The sequence below is a fragment of the Pseudomonas sp. LAMO17WK12:I1 genome (genome assembly GCF_900177315.1).
In the GTDB taxonomy this organism is placed as follows: Bacteria; Pseudomonadota; Gammaproteobacteria; order Pseudomonadales; family Pseudomonadaceae; genus Aquipseudomonas; species Aquipseudomonas marginalis.
In genome coordinates this window covers 309569-326161 of the sequence record NZ_FWZV01000002.1, presented here as the reverse complement: position 1 = coordinate 326161, position 16593 = coordinate 309569, and the positions used below count along the sequence as shown (strand labels likewise).

Below are 16593 nucleotides of genomic sequence, written 5' to 3'. Positions count from 1 at the left end.
CGAAGGAGCGTTGTGTCATGACCAAGGCCAATCAACAAGGCTTCACCCTGATCGAATTAATGGTGGTGCTGGTGATCATCGGCATCGCCTCGGCGGCGATCAGCCTGAGCATCAAACCCGACCCGTTGCAATTGCTGCGCAAGGACGCCAACCGCGTGGTCCAGATGCTGCAGATCGCCCAGGCCGAAGCCCGGGCCGACGGCCGCCCCATCACGTGGCGGGCCGACACTAAAGGGTTTCGCTTCAGTCGGCGCCACGAGTCTGGCCAGGGCTGGGATCACTTCATGAGCGACCCGCAACTGCGTCCCCGTGCCTGGGAAACCCCCTCGATGAGCGTGCGGGTAACCCCCAGGCAATCGGTGGTGCTGAATGCCGAATGGTTTGCCTCGCCCTTGCAACTGCAGCTTTCGGATGGCCAGCACCGCCTCGACATTCAACGCACGGCGACCGGCCAGATACGCGTGGCAAATGCACCATGAAAACTCACCAGCGCGGCTTTACCCTCATCGAAGTCATGGTGGCGATCATGCTGATGGCCATTGTCAGCCTGATTGCCTGGCGCGGCCTCGACAGCGTGAGCCGTGCCGACAGCCATCTGCAGGCCAGCACTGAACAAACCGAAGCGTTGTTGCGCACACTCAACCAGCTGGACCGCGACCTGGCCCTGCGCGCCAGCGTTGAACTGAGAACGCCAGCCTTGAACGATGACGAACAGCCCGACGGTCTCGCCGCAATCAGCGTTCGCAGCTCCGACCAGCATGATTTTCAACTGAACGTGATTCGTAACGCAGCCCTTCCCGAAAACGGTCTGCAACGGGTGCGCTGGTGGCTGGAGGGTGACACGCTGTACCGCGCCACATCCGCAGCCAGTGATCGATACCCGTTACCTGCGCCCAAAAAAGCAGTGGCCGTCTTATCCGGTGTCAGCGACCTGCAAGTGCGCATCTGGGAACCGGGCCAAGGCTGGCGTCAGCTGGCCGGCAACCGTAAAGCCGATCCCATCGGCCTGGAAATCAGCCTGACCCGCCAGACGCCGCAGGGGGAAGAACGTTATCGGCAAGTGGTGGGGCCGCTGCAATAAGCGAGTCAGCGACGACCAAGGTATCCACACGCCCTGGAGCGGGCAAAGCACTGAGCTCTCCGACTAAAGCGAGTGAAAGATGTATTCAGTCTGTGCACGAAGATCCAGTTCAACACCTGCCCCCTGCAGACGAGTGTGAAGGTCTGCATCATCGACGCGGACTTTCCAGGACACATTGGCCGGTACGTCGCCTCCCGCGCGAACGAGACTGATGGCCTGCTGCAATTGCGCACGGTCGGCTAAGTAAACAGCCAGCGCGTTGCCTTTCCAAGCGGCAACACTTATCCCCAGCGCCGCGCAGACTGAAACTTTTGCCTTGGCATCGTCGCGGTCAGCCTGCCGGGAGCGTTGAATCTGATCCTCCAGGACAGGATCAACTACACGGTCAGACCATAGTACCTCTCCCGACTCCCAGACTTCCGGCGGGCAGACCTTTTCTTCGGGGCGCAGGGTTAGAAATGGATTGATTTCCATCGGATAGATTCGACACACCAGCGGTCGATCTTCATAGATCGTGCAGCGATTATCCTCCCCTAGACTTGGACACTGGGTCAGTGCGTTACCCGCAAAAATGGCAATGACCTGAATACGTGCCTCTCCACTGGCCACATCGACCGCGCGTTGCACGCTGTGGTTGTAGTGCCCTGGCAACGGGAAGACTGATGTGTCGAAAGCTTCGAGTATGACTGCGACGTTACCACCGCGATTTAACCATTCCTCGGCCTCTTGAAGCGTCAGAGGGATAAGACGTTCTTTACAGCAAGTTCCACACCCATTGCAGGTAAACCGCGTGACGTTGTTTTTCATGGGCGTCACTGATTGGCTTATAGGTGTCATGATCAATCCTGTTTCTCGCTTCCAAACTTCCAGTAGAGGCGATGGTTAAAGAAACCAATGATATAGGCTGTATACCTGGCTTCAATCAGGCACTGAATCCCTACCTGGTATACTTGAACACCCCTTCCCATGACAGGTCGCCACCGCTTGCCAGATCGCTCGGCATCATCCGTGGCGACGCCGTATCACCCGGACTCCGGGCCTCTACGACTCGCACGTAGATGCCCGAAATCCGGTCCAAGGCTTAAACCAATTCGGCTAAAGATGCCGGATTGAAGCCCTTCAGATCTGCGTAATCGCCTTTTTCCACTTTGGCGACCCAATCCTTGTCACTCAGCAGAACACGCCCTACTGCGATCAGATCAAACTCTTCGCGCTCCATTCGCTCGACAAGCCGATCCAGGCTCGCAGGGGTCGATCCCTTGCCGGCGAATGCGTGAGTAACATCATTATCCAGCCCGACCGAACCGACGCTGATGGTCGTGGCGCCAGTGACTTTCTTCGCCCAGCCCGCGCAGTTCAGCCCGTTCTCACCATCAATTTCGGGGAACTCAGGGTCCCAGAAGCGTCGCTGTGAGCAATGCAGAACATCCACACCCGCTTCAACCAGCGGCAGCAGCCAGTCTTCCATCAGTGCAGGCGTCTCGGCGAGGCGCACCCCGAAGTCCTGCTGCTTCCATTGACTGACGCGCATGATGATGGGGAATTCGGGCCCGACCGCATGACGCACAGCAGACACGATCTCAGCGGCAAAACGGGAGCGCTCTTTGATCGTCGGTCCGCCATAACGATCGGTGCGCAGATTGGTGCCGGCCCAGAAGAACTGATCGATCAAATAACCATGCGCCCCATGGATCTCAACGGTGTCGAAACCCAGGCGCCTGGCATCCGCCGCCGCCTGGGCGAACGCAGCAACTGCGTCTGCAATATCCTCCTCGCTCATCGCCACACCGCGAGGGACGTTTGGCGAATCGAGGCCAGACGGGCTTTCAACCGGCGCATCAGGCTCCCAGCCGCTGACGTCACGCACTGCGCCGGTGTGCCAGAGTTGCGGCCCCATACGGCCCCCGGCAGCGTGAACAGAATCGATCACGTTCTTCCATCCGGCCAGCGCTGCTTCACCGTGAAAAAAAGGAATACCGGGACCGTTACGTGAAGCGGGACGATTAATGACGGTGCCTTCTGACAAAATCAATCCGACCCGACCCTCAGCCCGCCGCCGGTAGTAGGCAGCGCTACCTTCACCAGGGATGCCCTCTGGGGAAAATTGCCTGGTCATCGGCGACATGACAATCCGGTTTTTCAGTTCAAGCGAGCGGATGGAAAGAGGACGAAATAAAACGCTGGTATCTGGGTTTGACATTGGATGGACTCCATTTGCTTTTGGAAACCATATAAGTATATTTTGTAAACTAAATGTCAATTAGGCACCTAGAATCGCCTAGGTATACATGAGGAAACTTCGATGCTGGAATTAAAGCCGCAATGTTTTTCGTCGGAGTGCCCAAGCCGGGCGCTGTTCGACCAAATCGCAGACAAGTGGTCGATGATGGTTCTGGCGGTACTTGATGACGGGCCGCATCGCTTTAACGCCATCAAGCGTCGCCTCGAGGGCGTCACTCAGAAGGCCCTGACACAGTGCCTGCGGCGACTGGAACGAAATGGTCTTGTCTCGCGCCAGGTCATCTCGTTTTCGCCCGTGGCAGTCCAGTATGAGATCACCCAACTGGGTCGAACACTGCAGCAGCCATTTCGCGAATTGCATAAATGGACGCTCGACAAATTGCCTGAGGTTGAAACGGCCCGGTTGAAGTTTGACGAGGCCGCGCAGGTAAGCCTGGCGGAGTGAATGCCTTCGCAGGTTTGCCCGCGGTATCCCTGAACCTACCAACGCTACTTTAAGTGCCTAATTGACTCCAGGTTTATCGCGTATACCTTGTAAGGGTCGCCCAAGATGGCCGCATTTCGATGCCTTATTGCGACCTTTGATCAACGCCTCTCTGCGACTCTCGACGATTGGCCAAGCGCCTTCGATATCGACGCGGCAGCGCTGATCCCAACGGCCTGACCTGTTTTGGAAAGCCCAATATGACGAGGACTAAAATGCGCGAAAATCTTCAGTTTTACATCGATGGCTCGTGGGTGGAGCCCGCTGGCAATATCGTAATGGATGTCATTAATCCGGCTGACGAAACGGTTGCCGGCCAGGTTGCGCTCGGCGGCCCCCTCGATGTCGATAAAGCGGTCGCGGCGGCAAGAGCCGCCTTCCAGACGTTCTCGCAAATATCGGTTGAGGAGCGTCTTGCACTCTTTGATCGAATCATCGCGGCCTACCAGTTGCGCGCACAGGATCTTGCGACAGCAGTGTCCGACGAAATGGGCGCACCGCTATGGCTTGCCGAGCAATTGCAAGTCACGGCCGGCCTGGCCCACATTCAAATCGCTCGCGCCGCGTTAGCCAAATACAGCTTCGAACACGAGATGGGCACCACTGAGATCGTACGCGAGCCGATTGGCGTTTGTGCGTTGATCACGCCATGGAATTGGCCGCTCAACCAGTTGACCTGCAAGGTGGCCGCAGCGTTGGCGACAGGCTGCACGATGGTGGTGAAGCCTTCTGAAGTGTCGCCCTTCTCGGCGACGATCTTTACCGAAATCATGCATGATGCCGGTGTACCAGCCGGTGTTTTTAATCTGGTACATGGAGACGGCAAAGGTGTTGGCGACGCACTGACGGGCCATCCTGAAGTCGATCTCGTCTCGTTTACTGGATCCACCCCCGCCGGCATCCAGGTAGCGCGCAATGCTGCACTGACGGTGAAACGCGTACACCAGGAACTGGGCGGAAAGTCGCCGAACATCCTTTTGCCGAGTGCCGATTTTCCGTCAGCCGTGGCGGCAGGCGTGGCTCAAATGATGCTCAACAGCGGTCAATCATGTAATGCGCCGTCACGGATGCTTGTTCCATTTACACGAATGGATGAGGTAGCCAATCTCGCGCGCACGGCGGCAGCGCAGTGGGTTGTCGGACACCCGGCAAGTAACGCGAAAATGGGTCCGGTCGCCTCCGAGGCACAGTGGCGCAAGATCCAGAACCTGATCCAGGTCGGCATCGAAGAAGGTGCAACGCTGATAACAGGTGGTCTCGGCCGACCCGAAGGGCTCGACACCGGTTTCTATGTGCAGCCGACCGTCTTCTCCAACGTGACGAATGACATGACTATCGCCCGCGAGGAGATCTTCGGCCCGGTGCTTGTCATCATCGGTTATGCCGATGAAGCCGACGCCGTGGCGATCGCCAATGACACCGTATTCGGCCTTGCCGCTTATGTTCAAGGCGAACATGCAGCCGCCGAGGCAGTGGCGCGTAAACTTCGGGCCGGACAAGTCACGCTCAATTATGCCGACATGGATTTGGCGGCCCCGTTCGGGGGATACAAGCAGTCGGGTAACGGTCGTGAATGGGGAGAAGTTGCGTTCGGCGATTTTCTCGAAACCAAAGCGATCGTCGGCTTTCGCCGGGCGGTGTGACATGCCTGCTGCCGGCCATGCGGCCATGGGCAGAGTAACCGTCAAACACCAACCAACCATGCCAGGACATTCGGTTACGCTTTATAAATCGGCACCTATGGCTTAGATGACGTAGCGGTATGATCACGTACCGCTACTCACCGTTATTTAGCACGGGGCAGACTTATCAGATGCCCAGGCGCGACTGCGGAAAAGATACCCCGACCATCGGGGTTACTCACTCATATCGTTTCAGTACCCGAACTATCTTGGCTCTCAGGCCATGCTGACATCGCGACATCAATGAGGCCGCCAAGTACCTGGTTAGTCGCCCCGACTGAAGGCAGATTTACCACAGCCTGCAGTATTCCGAAGTAATACCAAGCCAGTAGATCCAAATCGACATGCTGCCCTATCTCACCCTCCAACCGGCCATGAGTCAAAATATCCACAAAAATCTGTCGCTGCTGACAAGCCGCAAAATTCGCGGTTTTCTTTCCTGTGGCAGTGAGGTCTTCTTGCTCAGCGTTACTGCGAGATATCAGGCAACCAGGCGGACGCTCCACGCCAAATTCCTTCGGAAGAAACTCTCGTAGCAGCGCGTCTATGCTCGCCCTGGAGGTCTGTGCCCGGGTCGATCTCATTCGCGTTAATACACGGTCGGTATATAGCTGAAGCGTCTCGTTGAAGAGCCCATCCTTATCATGGAACCGCTGGTACAGGCTTGATCGAGACAACCCCGTTGCCTCAGTCAGATCGCTGACCGATGCGTTTGCGTACCCATGCCGCCAGAAAACAGCCGTCGCCGCCTTCAGGACTGCACGTTCGTCATATTGCGGTTTACCGCTCATAAATCCTCCGTTGACAACATGGAACGATCAGACCAGGATACTTGGACTGATCGTTCCACCATATAGGAAGATTTCATCATGCTCAATCAATCGACCAAACGGACGCAATCACTGAGCATCGCCGTTGCTGGCGCGACAGGCCGCGTAGGCAGGCGATTGATCAGTCAGTTAGCGCAAGACCCAGTCACCCTGCTGGCGCTCACACGGCAAAAATCATCCACCGCTTTTGCCCCAGGGGTGGTCGCTGCCGAGTTGGATTTTGATCAGCCGGCAACGCTCAGAAAAGCGCTTGCCGGTGTCGAGAAACTGTTCATTGCTCACGGCACTTCACCCCAACAAGTCGCCAACGAGATTGCCCTTATTGACGCTGCCGTAGAAATGGGCGTGCAGCACATCGTAAAGCTTTCGGTCATGGGACCATCGACCCCTATCAATCCATTTGCCTGGCATTCATTGATAGAAGCCCACCTGGGTCAACAACCTATCGCCTCTACCGTATTGAGACCTACCACGTTCATGGACGTGCTCAAGCGTGCTGGCAACGCTGTTGCAACGGGCACTTGGGCCGGCGCCGCAGGCCATGGAAGTGTGAACCTGATAGACACTCGAGATGTAGCGGACTCGGCGCGCATAGCATTACTGGAGGAGGTAGCAGAAGGCTCACAACGTGCGTATCACCTGACAGGGCCGCGAAACTGGACAATGCCGCAAGTTGCCGAGGAATTATCCAGTCTGTTAGGCCACACAGTCGCCTATACCCATCGGTCTCCAGCCGCACAGCATTCAGCGCTAGTTGCCGATGGACTCTCCCCGTTTGTAGCCGAGATTCTCGTGGGGCTTGATCGCATCTTCCATGATTCCATACTGACAGAACGAACCTTTACGGTTGAAGACCTCACGGGTACCCCACCCCGTTCGCTGTCCGCCTGGCTCCGTGAAAACCTTGAGGCCTTCAAGAAATAGGAACTACCGAGCATTAGAACTCGATAGCAGACGCACACCTTTTAAATCTCAAACTAGAGGTTGCTGTTCATGAGGGCATTCAAACATCCGGAAGCCAGGGAGTTCATCCTTGAGCGTGTTCTCTATGCGTTAAGCATCAGTCAGCACAGAAAAACTCGCTGATCTTCCAAGGCGGAAGATGGGAGTAACCTCATCTTTTCAAAGCCGCTTCGCCTTCGCCAGCTCAGCGATCAGAAAATCCCTGAACGCCGAAACCGCCGCCGGTAGATTGCGCCCAGCCATGCTTTGCAGTTCGATGCGCCGCGCCTGCATGCCTTCATCAAGGATCGGCAAGCATTGCAACTGCTTGTCCGCCACCTGTTGGTGCAAGGTCATTTCGCTGGCCAGGCTGATGCCTCCCTCTTCACGGACGAAACTGTAGAGCGCGGCAACGTAATTGGTGGTCAATACCGGGTCGAACAACAACCCCTGGACGCCGCAACAGATGTCGAAGAGTTGCCGTATCGTAGTGTCGGCCTTGGGTAACGCAATGGGCCAGGGTTGCAACTCGGCGAGGTTGACAGACTCCCGCCCGGCCAAGGGATGGGCATTGGAGACCACGGCAAAAATCGCCCCGCTCAGGACATGCTCGACCTTGATTTCCTTTTGCGGCGTCAGGCTGAACGTCATCGCCAGGTCGGCTTCACCGGAGCGAACCTTCTCGGTCGCTTCAGCGGGCGCACAGACCTCCAACGTAAAATGAATGCCCTGATACTCACGCCTGAACGCGCTGATGCTCCTGGGCATGTATTCCAAGGCAAATCCTTCCGAACAGGCAACATGCACATGACCGCGCTGCAAGCCATGCAACTCGGTAATTTCCAGCACCACCTGCTCGGCCTCAAGCTGCGACTTGCGCGCATAAGCCGCCAGTCGCGCCCCCGCCTCGCTGAGCACCATGCCGCGGGCACGACGCTCAAACAGGCTGGCATCCAGGGCCAACTCAAGCTTGGAAATTTGTCGACTCACCGCTGATGCCGCCACATTCAGCCGCATTGAGGCCTCGCTGATTGATCCGCATCGCGCGACCTCAAGAAAATAGCGCAGTGCCGTGGACTGCACGCCATACAGCTGCATCGGAGCCTCCAAGGATTGCCTTTTCGGCAAAGGAAGTATCGAAATATTGTGCTTGTGGCATTGATAGCCCTTCCCTACATTCGTGTCCAGACCAAAAAAAACAGCGCCCGACCTTTTCCTCCTCCTTCTACGCATTTGCGATTCGCTGCCCTTTGATTCAACCACTCTCGCCAACGGAGACGACGGCATGGGCATCAAAGGTTTCGCCTGCAGTATCGCGCTGATGGGCCTTATCAGCAGCTTTCCGGCACATGCCGGCAAAGCCAACGACACCCTGGTTTACGCTTCCGACAGCGAGCCTGAAAACATCAGCCCCTATCACAACGATTTACGCGAAGGCGTGATTCTCGGCCGGCTGATCTGGGACAACCTGATCTACCGCGATCCCAAAAGCGGCGAATACAAACCCATGCTGGCCACCAGCTGGAAGCAGGTCGACGACACCACCCTCGACTTTGAGCTGCGCAAGGGCGTCAAATTTCACAACGGCGACGCCTTCACCGCCGACGACGTGGTGTTCACCCTCAACTACGTGGTGTCGCCCGAAGCGAAAGTCGTTACCGTGCAAAACGTAGACTGGATCAAGGGCGCCGAAAAAACCGGTGACTACAGCGTCCGCTTGTATTTGAAGAAGCCTTTCCCGCCGGCACTGGAATACCTGTCCAACGCCGTTCCGATGTTTCCCAAGCAGTACTTCGAGAAGGTCGGCCTGGCCGAATTCAGTCGCAAGCCCATTGGCACCGGGCCGTATAAAGCCGTGTCGGTGGTGGCCGGCGAAGGCGTGACCATGGAGATCAACAAGGACTACTTCCCGGACAGCCCACAAGGCAAGCCCCATATCAGCCACCTCAAGTTCCGCGTGATCCCGGATGCAGAAACCCGTCTGGCCGAGTTGATGACCGACGGTGTCGACTGGACCTGGCGTGTGACCTCGGATCAGGCGGTCGACCTCAAGGGTATGCCGAACCTGACCGTGACCAGTGGCGAAACCATGCGCATCGGTTTCCTGATTCTTGATGCACGGGGCACCTCCACTGAAAACTCACCGATGAAGAACCTCAAGGTGCGCCAGGCCATCAACCATGCGATCAACCGCAATGCGCTGGCCACGCAATTGGTGGGGGGCGAAGCCAAGCCCTTGCAGGTTGCCTGTTATCCCGGTCAGTTCGGTTGCGATACCACTGCGGCCACGGTCTACGACTATGACCCCGCCAAGGCCAAGGCGCTGCTCGCCGAAGCCGGTTACCCAAATGGCTTCGAGACAGAAATCTTCGCTTATCGCGACCGTGATTACGTCGAAGCCATCATCGGCAACCTGCGCGCAGTGGGCATCAACGCCAAGCTGCGCTACTTGAAGTACGCCGCCCTGCGCGATCAGCAACGTGGCGGCAAGGTGCCCATGTCGTTTCAGGCCTGGGGCTCGTTCTCGATCCTCGACACCTCGGCGTCGGCCGGTACCTGGTTCAAGGGCAATCCGGACGACAATATCAAGGACCCACAAGTCCAGGGCTGGTTGCAGACCGCCGACAATGCCCTCGACCCGCAAGTGCGCAAGGACAACTACCGCAAGGCCTTGCAGCGCATCAGCGAGCAGGCCTACTGGGCGCCGCTGTTCAACTACTCGATGAACTACGCCTACACCTCGGAACTCGCGTTCACACCGTACCCGGATGAGCTGCCGCGTTTCGTCGAGTCCACGTGGAAGTAATACGTAACCGGGCGCACGGACTCTCGTGCGCCACGGACACGTCCTCACACTTGTCATTCATTGGATATGAGGAAACTTGCCATGCTTGGATTCCTTCTGCGCCGCCTGGGCATCGCCATTTGCGTTGCCATTACCGTGTCGGTGATCAGCTTTTCTCTTTTGCACCTGTCCGGCGACCTCGCCACTGCCATTGGCGGACCGGAAGCCACCAGCGAACAGATCGAACAGATTCGCGTGCAGTACGGCTTGAACAAACCGCTGCCGACCCAGTACTTCAACTGGCTGGGCGATTTGCTGCGGCTGGACCTGGGCAACTCGTTTTTCTTTCAGGAATCGGTCTACAACCTCGTCGCCAGCCGCTTGCCGATTACCCTGGGGCTGGGTGCCATGGCGCTGGGGATCGCCTTGCTGGTGGCCATTCCACTGGGCGTGCTGGCCGCGGTCAAACGCGACACCTGGGTTGACCGGCTGGCCTTGAGCATCGCGGTGCTGGGTCAGGCGATGCCAAGTTTCTGGTTTGCGCTGATGCTGATCGTGGTGTTCGCGGTGACGCTCAAGTGGCTGCCGGTGTCCGGCAACGCGACCCTGCTGCACTTCGTCATGCCGGCCATTGCCCTGGGCTACTACGCGACGCCGGCAATCATGCGCCTGACCCGCGCCGGCATGCTTGATGTGCTCAGTTCCGATTACATCCGCACCGCCCGCGCCAAGGGCCTGCGCCCTGCCCGCGTGCTGTTCAAGCATGCGCTGCGCAACGCGCTGATTCCGGTCGTCGCGCTGGCGGCGGTGGAGTTCGGCTTCATGCTCGGCGGCTCGGTGGTGATCGAAACCGTATTCTCCCTGCAAGGCATCGGGCAACTTGCCTGGGACGCCATCGCCCGTGACGACTTTCCGGTGGTACAGGCCGTGGTCCTGTTGATTGCGGTGATCTACATCATCCTCACGTTGCTGGCCGATGTGCTCAACGCACTGCTCGACCCGCGTATTCGCGTGCGCTAGGAGGCCTACATGAGCACCCCCACTACCCTCGCGATCAATGACTACCTGCCACCACCGAGCAGCCTGAGCCGAGTGCTTGGCAAGAGCTTGCGGCATCGGGGTTTCGCCATCGGCGCGGTGTTGTTGCTGATTATCTTCGCAGGTGCACTGTTCGCGCCGTGGCTGGCACCTTACGACCCTTATGCGCAAGACGTGATGCTGCGCATGAAACCACCGGTATGGATGGCCAACGGCACCTGGGAATACGTGCTCGGCACCGACAAGCTGGGCCGTGACTACCTGTCGAGGCTGCTCTACGGCGCACGTATTTCGCTGTTCATCGGCATTGCAGCGGCGCTGATTTCCGGCTTTATCGGCACGCTCATGGGGCTGTTGGCGGGCTACTACGGCGGCAAGGTCGATGGGTTTATCAGCTACCTGATCACCACCCGGCTGGCGATGCCGGTGGTGATGGTCGCGCTGGCCTCGGCCTCGCTGATGGGCGGCTCACTGAAAGTGGTGATCGTGCTGCTCGGCTGCCTGTTATGGGATCGCTTCGCGGTGGTGGTCAGGGCCTCGGTGCAACAGATTCGCGATGCTGAATATGTGGCGTCGGCCCAGGCGCTCGGCTGCTCGACCCTGCGCATTCTGGTCAGTGAAATCCTGCCCAATCTGATCGGCGCACTGATCGTTGTCGCGACGCTGGAAATGGCCCACGCGATCCTGCTGGAGTCGGCCCTCTCGTTCCTCGGGGTTGGCGTGCAGCCACCGACGCCGTCCTGGGGCCTGATGATCGCGGAAGGCAAGCCCTACATGTTCTTTTCCCCGTGGGTCATCGCCATTCCCGGCGTCGCCCTGATGATTCTGGTGCTGGGCATCAACCTCGTCGGCGATGGCCTGCGCGATCTGATCCTGCCCGACGGCCGTAACTGATAGACCGCCGTAACTGATAGAGGGAACCGAACATGGCACTACTCCATGTGGAAAACCTGCGCGTGGACATCCCCATGGGCAACAGCCCGACGCCGGATGACATGCTGCATGCCGTACGCGGCCTGAGTTTTGAAGTCGAGCGCGGTGAAATGCTGTGCATCGTCGGGGAATCCGGCTGCGGCAAATCCCTGACCTCGCTGGCGTTGATGGACCTGTTGCCACGCAAGGCCAAACGCACCGCGTCCCGGCTGACGCTGGACGGCATCGACATGCTCGGCCAGAGCGAGCGGCGCATGTGCGACCTGCGCGGCAACCGCCTGGCGATGATCTTCCAGGAGCCGATGACCTCGCTGAACCCGGCCTACAGCATTGGCGATCAACTCAGCGAGGTACTGACCCAGCATCGCAAGGTCTCACGCAAGGAGGCCCTGGGGCGCGCCGCGCAGATGCTGGAGAAGGTCGGGATCAGCAATGCCACCGAGCGCCTGCGCCAGTATCCGCATCAACTTTCCGGCGGGCTGCGCCAGCGGGTGATCATCGCCATGGCCTTGATGTGCGAACCGGACCTGATCATCGCTGATGAGCCCACCACGGCGCTGGACGTGACCATTCAAGCGCAGATCCTGCGCTTGATCCGCGACATCCAGAAAGAACTCGGCCTGGCGGTGATCTTCATCACCCACGACCTTGGGCTGGTGGCACGGATCGCCGACCGGGTCGCCGTGATGTATGCCGGGGAAATCGTCGAAACCGCCCCTGCCCTGCAACTGTTCGAGAATCCGCAGCATCCGTACACCCGGGGGCTGCTGGCGAGTATTCCAATCCCTGGCCGGACCAAACCGGGTGAGGCGCTGGGTTCGATTCCAGGCCTGGTGCCGAGCCTGGTCGGCGAACAGCAAGGGTGTGCGTTCCGCAATCGTTGCGGTCAGGCGATCCCGGCCTGCGCGCAACACATCCCCGAAGTCGAACAGGACGGGCACATGGCGCGCTGCCTGTTCGCCGCACCGGCCCCGGCACCGATTCGCCTTCAGGAGCGTGCAAGGTCATGAAAAAAGACATCGCTTTGGAGCTGTGTGACATCCGCCGTGAGTTTCGGATCAACCAGGGCTTTTTCAAACCCGCCGCCACCCTGAAGGCCGTGGATGGTGTTTCCCTGCGCCTGATGCGTGGCGAGACCCTCGGTCTGGTGGGCGAGTCCGGTTGCGGCAAAAGTACCCTGGCCAAGATGCTGCTCGGTCTGTTGCCGCCCACCAGCGGCGACGTGTTGGTCAATGGCAAACACCTGGCGGCGACTGATCGCAAGGAAATGTCCCGGCATATCCAGCCGATTTTCCAGGACCCGTATTCCTCGCTGAATCCACGCAAGACCCTGCGCGAAATCGTTACCCTGCCGCTGATCGTGCATGACATCGGCAGTACCGCCGAGCGCCGCAGGAAGACCGAAGCGATGCTTGATGTGGTCGGCCTGCCCAAGCGGGTGATCGACAGCTACCCGAGCCAGCTGTCCGGCGGGCAACGCCAGCGGGTGGCGATTGCACGGGCGCTGATCATGCGCCCTGACGTGTTGATCTGCGACGAGCCCACCTCAGCGCTGGATGTGTCGGTGCAGGCGCAGATTCTCAACCTGCTGCAGGACCTCAAGCGCGAATTCGGCCTGACCTATCTGCTGATCAGCCATAACCTGGCGGTCATCGAACACCTCGCCGACCGGGTCGCCGTGATGTACCTGGGGCGCATCGTCGAAGAACGCACGCGCGAATCGTTGTTCGCTCAACCCGGTCACCCATATACCCGCGCCTTGCTGGATTCGGTGCTCACGCCCGATCCGCGCCTGGGCATTCCCGAGATCGGCCTGCACGGCACCTTCCCCAACCCCATGTCACCGCCGTCCGGCTGCGCCTTCCACCCGCGCTGCCCGAGCTGCTTCGCCCCCTGCAAAACGGCCTACCCGGCCAATGGTCCGCTTATCGGCGGCAACGTGCGTTGCCACCTTCACGACACTTCTGCCCAAACACTGGAGCTTGTCCACTCATGAGTCGTTCACTGGCTATCAGCAACACCACAGCGCAATTCGACAATGGCGAGTTTTTCAATCTGCTCCAACGCAGCGTCGCCCTGCACACCGAAAGCCAGGCAGCGGACAGCCAGCCCGAGCTGTATCGCTACCTCAATGAGTTCATCACCCCACATGTCGAGGCGATGGGTTTCAGCGTCAAGATCTATGACAACCCCGTGGCCGAGCGCGGCCCCTTCATGATCGCCACGCGCATTGAACACCCGGACCTGCCGACCGTGCTCAGCTACGGCCACGGTGATGTGGTGCGCGGCTATGAGGCGCAATGGCGCGAAGGCCTGTCGCCGTGGCACGTCATTGCCGAAGGCGATCGCTGGTACGGCCGCGGCACGGCGGATAACAAAGGCCAGCACCTGATCAACCTGACCGCGCTGGAACAAACGCTCAAGGCGCGCGATGGCCAGCTGGGTTTCAACGTCAAGCTGCTGCTGGAAATGGGCGAAGAGGAAGGCTCGCCGGGCTTGAACGCATTCTGTGCCGCCCACAGCAAAGAGCTTGCGGCGGATATCTTCATCGCCTCGGACGGCCCGCGCCTGGCGGCATCACGCCCGACGATTTTTCTCGGCTCGCGCGGGGTATTCAACTTCGAGCTGGTGGTCAATTTACGTGAAGGCGCCCATCACTCCGGCAACTGGGGCGGGTTGCTGGCCAATCCTGGCATCATCCTGGCCAATGCCATCGCGAGCATGGTCGATGAACACGGTCGGGTGAAAGTGGCCGGCCTGATGCCCGAGACACTGCCGGAGCCGGTTCGGCAGGCGCTGGCCGATATTGCCGTGGGTGGCGGACCGGGCGATCCGGACATCGACGCCAATTGGGGTAACCCGCAGCTCTCGCTGAGCGAAAAGGTGTTCGGCTGGAACACCCTCGACGTCATCGCCTTCAAGACCGGCAACCCAGACGCCCCGGTGCATGCGATTCCCGGCAAGGCTAACGCCCACTGCCATATCCGCTTCGTGGTCGACAGCGACTACACGACCTTTATCCCGGCGGTACGTACCCACCTGGATGCGCATGGCTTCAGCAATGTCGAGGTCAAGCAAAGCCGCATCGATGTGATGCATGCCACTCGGCTGGACCCGCAGAGCCCTTGGGTCGATTGGGCGCTCGGCTCCCTGGCACAGACCACCGGCAAAAAACCTGCGCTGCTGCCAAACCTCGGTGGTTCGCTGCCCAACGACGTGTTCGCGGACGTGCTGGGCCTGCCGACATTGTGGGTGCCGCACTCGTACCCGGCCTGTTCACAACATGCGCCGAACGAACACTTGCTGGCGCCGGTGGTCAAGGAAAGCCTGCAAATCATGGCCGGGCTGTTCTGGGACCTGGGCAACGACGCGGCACGCCTGACGCGGGAACATCAGTTACGGGAGCAGGCGCAATGAGCGCCACGCCACAACAGGCCTTGGACTGGCTTGCCGACCAGCGCCCAGCCATGGAAGCGCTGCTGCGGCGTATCGTCGACACCGACTCCAACAGCTATGACAAGGCGGGTGTCGACGCCGTGGGCGCGCTGCTCGCGGCTGAACTGGAGGCCGACGGCATCCTGCTCAAGCGCATACCGGCCGAGGGTTTTGGTGACGTGCTGCTCGCCGAAGTGCCAGGCGATCCTGGAAAACCGGTGCTGTTGCTGGGCCATCGCGACACGGTCTTCCCCAAGGGCACCACCACGACTCGCGGCTACAGCCGCGACGCCAACCTCGCCTATGGCCCCGGCGTCGCCGACATGAAAGGCGGCCTGGTGCTCAATTGCTTCGCGCTCAAAGCACTCAAGCGCGCCGGCCGGTTGCCCTATCCGGTGCAGGTCCTGTACACCGGCGACGAAGAAATCGGCTCCGGCAGCGCCAGGCCCCATATCGAAAACGCCGCCCGTGCCGCCCGCGCCGTGCTCAACACCGAACCTGGCCGGGCCAGCGGCAACGTGGTCAGCGCACGCAAAGGCGGGGCCACGCTGATCATCGAAGTCAGTGGCCGCGCGGCGCATGCCGGGGTCAACCATGCCGACGGGGCCAGCGCCATCGAGGCCCTGGCACGCAAGATCGTCAAGCTGCATGCCTTGACCGATTACCCGGCCGGCGTCACCACTAACGTTGGGCTGGTATCCGGTGGTACATCGAGCAACACCGTCGCGCCCAGCGCCTGCGCGCGGCTGGACGTGCGCTTCATCGAACTCAAGCACTGGGATCGGATCTTCAGCGCAATCCAGGCCATCGTCGCCGAAGAAGAACTGATCGGCACCCGCGCCGTCCTCAAGGAAGCGACGACCTTTCTACCGATGGAAGCACGCCACAGCGAACGACTGCTGAATCTCTACCAACAAAAAGCACGGGCATTGGGTTTCAGCGTCGAAGGCGAATTCACCGGCGGTTGCGCCGACTCCGGCTTTACCGCCAGCCTGGGCGTTCCAACCCTGTGCGGGCTCGGCCCGGTGGGTGGCAAGGTCCACACCGATCGTGAATACCTGGAGCTGGACACCCTGGTACCTCGCGCCCTGGCCCTGGTGGCGACCATTCTGGCGGTCGGCGACAGCGTTTGAGGTCATGGG

Annotated in this window: 16 protein-coding genes; 12 read left to right on the top strand and 4 right to left on the bottom strand. The window is 59.5% G+C overall.

The annotated features are described in order from the left end of the window. Positions 1-17: 17 nt before the first annotated feature. Both gspH and gspJ read left to right on the top strand, forming a co-directional pair. A complete protein-coding gene (gspH, locus tag B9N88_RS04130; RefSeq protein WP_027603439.1) occupies positions 18-479 on the top strand; it encodes a type II secretion system minor pseudopilin GspH in 462 nt (153 codons plus the stop codon). Further along, positions 476-1081 (top strand): type II secretion system minor pseudopilin GspJ, encoded by a 606-nt coding sequence (gene gspJ / locus B9N88_RS04125; RefSeq protein WP_027603438.1) that lies wholly within the window; start codon positions 476-478, stop codon positions 1079-1081. Before gspH ends, gspJ begins: the two co-directional genes overlap by 4 nt. A gap of 63 nt (positions 1082-1144) precedes the next feature. Here the strand turns inward: gspJ and B9N88_RS04120 are convergent, their stop codons facing one another. After that, positions 1145-1888, bottom strand: coding sequence for a YkgJ family cysteine cluster protein (locus tag B9N88_RS04120; RefSeq protein WP_027603437.1), 744 nt, complete (start codon positions 1886-1888; stop codon positions 1145-1147). A gap of 274 nt (positions 1889-2162) precedes the next feature. After that, positions 2163-3281 carry an NADH:flavin oxidoreductase gene (locus B9N88_RS04115; protein WP_027603436.1) on the bottom strand — a complete coding sequence of 373 codons (1119 nt, stop codon included), beginning with the start codon at positions 3279-3281 and terminating at the stop codon, positions 2163-2165. Between the two features lie 102 nt (positions 3282-3383). On the opposite strand from B9N88_RS04115, the gene B9N88_RS04110 reads away from it, so the two are divergent. Both B9N88_RS04110 and B9N88_RS04105 read left to right on the top strand, forming a co-directional pair. Beyond that, positions 3384-3767: a winged helix-turn-helix transcriptional regulator gene (locus tag B9N88_RS04110; RefSeq protein ID WP_027603435.1), complete on the top strand. Its 384-nt coding sequence runs from the start codon at positions 3384-3386 to the stop codon at positions 3765-3767. A gap of 254 nt (positions 3768-4021) precedes the next feature. After that, complete coding sequence (locus B9N88_RS04105) at positions 4022-5449, top strand: aldehyde dehydrogenase family protein (protein WP_027603434.1); 1428 nt, start codon at positions 4022-4024, stop codon at positions 5447-5449. A gap of 221 nt (positions 5450-5670) precedes the next feature. Here the strand turns inward: B9N88_RS04105 and B9N88_RS04100 are convergent, their stop codons facing one another. Next, positions 5671-6279, bottom strand: coding sequence for a TetR/AcrR family transcriptional regulator (locus tag B9N88_RS04100; RefSeq protein ID WP_027603433.1), 609 nt, complete (start codon positions 6277-6279; stop codon positions 5671-5673). A gap of 78 nt (positions 6280-6357) precedes the next feature. Between B9N88_RS04100 and B9N88_RS04095 the strand changes: the two genes are divergently transcribed. Then, positions 6358-7242, top strand: coding sequence for an NmrA family NAD(P)-binding protein (locus tag B9N88_RS04095; protein ID WP_027603432.1), 885 nt, complete (start codon positions 6358-6360; stop codon positions 7240-7242). A gap of 198 nt (positions 7243-7440) precedes the next feature. On the opposite strand, the gene B9N88_RS04090 is transcribed toward B9N88_RS04095, so the two are convergent. Next, positions 7441-8358 carry a LysR substrate-binding domain-containing protein gene (locus tag B9N88_RS04090; protein WP_027603431.1) on the bottom strand — a complete coding sequence of 306 codons (918 nt, stop codon included), beginning with the start codon at positions 8356-8358 and terminating at the stop codon, positions 7441-7443. A gap of 187 nt (positions 8359-8545) precedes the next feature. Between B9N88_RS04090 and B9N88_RS04085 the strand changes: the two genes are divergently transcribed. The 7 genes from B9N88_RS04085 (at position 8546) to B9N88_RS04055 (ending at position 16584) form a co-directional block, all read left to right on the top strand. Continuing rightward, positions 8546-10066, top strand: a complete 1521-nt coding sequence (locus B9N88_RS04085; protein ID WP_027603430.1) for an ABC transporter substrate-binding protein — start codon at positions 8546-8548, stop codon at positions 10064-10066. A gap of 81 nt (positions 10067-10147) precedes the next feature. Beyond that, the gene (locus B9N88_RS04080; protein ID WP_027603429.1) at positions 10148-11065 is read left to right on the top strand and encodes an ABC transporter permease; all 918 of its coding nucleotides are present in this window, start codon (positions 10148-10150) and stop codon (positions 11063-11065) included. A gap of 9 nt (positions 11066-11074) precedes the next feature. After that, entirely contained in the window at positions 11075-11977 is a 903-nt protein-coding gene (locus tag B9N88_RS04075) for an ABC transporter permease (RefSeq protein ID WP_027603428.1), read from the top strand. Between the two features lie 32 nt (positions 11978-12009). Beyond that, a complete protein-coding gene (locus B9N88_RS04070) occupies positions 12010-13026 on the top strand; it encodes an ABC transporter ATP-binding protein (protein WP_027603427.1) in 1017 nt (338 codons plus the stop codon). Beyond that, the gene (locus B9N88_RS04065) at positions 13023-14012 is read left to right on the top strand and encodes an ABC transporter ATP-binding protein (protein ID WP_027603426.1); all 990 of its coding nucleotides are present in this window, start codon (positions 13023-13025) and stop codon (positions 14010-14012) included. The genes B9N88_RS04070 and B9N88_RS04065 overlap by 4 nt, the downstream gene beginning before the upstream one ends. Then, on the top strand, positions 14009-15433 hold the full coding sequence (locus B9N88_RS04060; protein ID WP_027603425.1) for a M20 family metallopeptidase: 1425 nt from the start codon (positions 14009-14011) through the stop codon (positions 15431-15433). The genes B9N88_RS04065 and B9N88_RS04060 overlap by 4 nt, the downstream gene beginning before the upstream one ends. After that, positions 15430-16584 (top strand): M20 family metallopeptidase, encoded by a 1155-nt coding sequence (locus tag B9N88_RS04055; protein ID WP_027603424.1) that lies wholly within the window; start codon positions 15430-15432, stop codon positions 16582-16584. Before B9N88_RS04060 ends, B9N88_RS04055 begins: the two co-directional genes overlap by 4 nt. The last annotated feature ends 9 nt before the right edge of the window (positions 16585-16593 follow it).

What these genes read in the sequence shown, in the direction of transcription:
- B9N88_RS04065 (WP_027603426.1), top strand. Translation starts at nt 13,023, where the DNA reads ATGAAAAAAGACATCGCTTTGGAGCTGTGTGACATCCGCCGTGAGTTT.
- B9N88_RS04060 (WP_027603425.1), top strand. Translation starts at nt 14,009, where the DNA reads ATGAGTCGTTCACTGGCTATCAGCAACACCACAGCGCAATTCGACAAT.
- B9N88_RS04110 (WP_027603435.1), top strand. Translation starts at nt 3,384, where the DNA reads ATGCTGGAATTAAAGCCGCAATGTTTTTCGTCGGAGTGCCCAAGCCGG.
- B9N88_RS04070 (WP_027603427.1), top strand. Translation starts at nt 12,010, where the DNA reads ATGGCACTACTCCATGTGGAAAACCTGCGCGTGGACATCCCCATGGGC.
- gspH (WP_027603439.1), top strand. Translation starts at nt 18, where the DNA reads ATGACCAAGGCCAATCAACAAGGCTTCACCCTGATCGAATTAATGGTG.
- B9N88_RS04115 (WP_027603436.1), bottom strand. Translation starts at nt 3,281, where the DNA reads ATGTCAAACCCAGATACCAGCGTTTTATTTCGTCCTCTTTCCATCCGC.
- B9N88_RS04095 (WP_027603432.1), top strand. Translation starts at nt 6,358, where the DNA reads ATGCTCAATCAATCGACCAAACGGACGCAATCACTGAGCATCGCCGTT.
- B9N88_RS04055 (WP_027603424.1), top strand. Translation starts at nt 15,430, where the DNA reads ATGAGCGCCACGCCACAACAGGCCTTGGACTGGCTTGCCGACCAGCGC.
- B9N88_RS04120 (WP_027603437.1), bottom strand. Translation starts at nt 1,888, where the DNA reads ATGAAAAACAACGTCACGCGGTTTACCTGCAATGGGTGTGGAACTTGC.
- B9N88_RS04075 (WP_027603428.1), top strand. Translation starts at nt 11,075, where the DNA reads ATGAGCACCCCCACTACCCTCGCGATCAATGACTACCTGCCACCACCG.
- B9N88_RS04090 (WP_027603431.1), bottom strand. Translation starts at nt 8,358, where the DNA reads ATGCAGCTGTATGGCGTGCAGTCCACGGCACTGCGCTATTTTCTTGAG.
- gspJ (WP_027603438.1), top strand. Translation starts at nt 476, where the DNA reads ATGAAAACTCACCAGCGCGGCTTTACCCTCATCGAAGTCATGGTGGCG.
- B9N88_RS04085 (WP_027603430.1), top strand. Translation starts at nt 8,546, where the DNA reads ATGGGCATCAAAGGTTTCGCCTGCAGTATCGCGCTGATGGGCCTTATC.
- B9N88_RS04100 (WP_027603433.1), bottom strand. Translation starts at nt 6,279, where the DNA reads ATGAGCGGTAAACCGCAATATGACGAACGTGCAGTCCTGAAGGCGGCG.
- B9N88_RS04080 (WP_027603429.1), top strand. Translation starts at nt 10,148, where the DNA reads ATGCTTGGATTCCTTCTGCGCCGCCTGGGCATCGCCATTTGCGTTGCC.
- B9N88_RS04105 (WP_027603434.1), top strand. Translation starts at nt 4,022, where the DNA reads ATGCGCGAAAATCTTCAGTTTTACATCGATGGCTCGTGGGTGGAGCCC.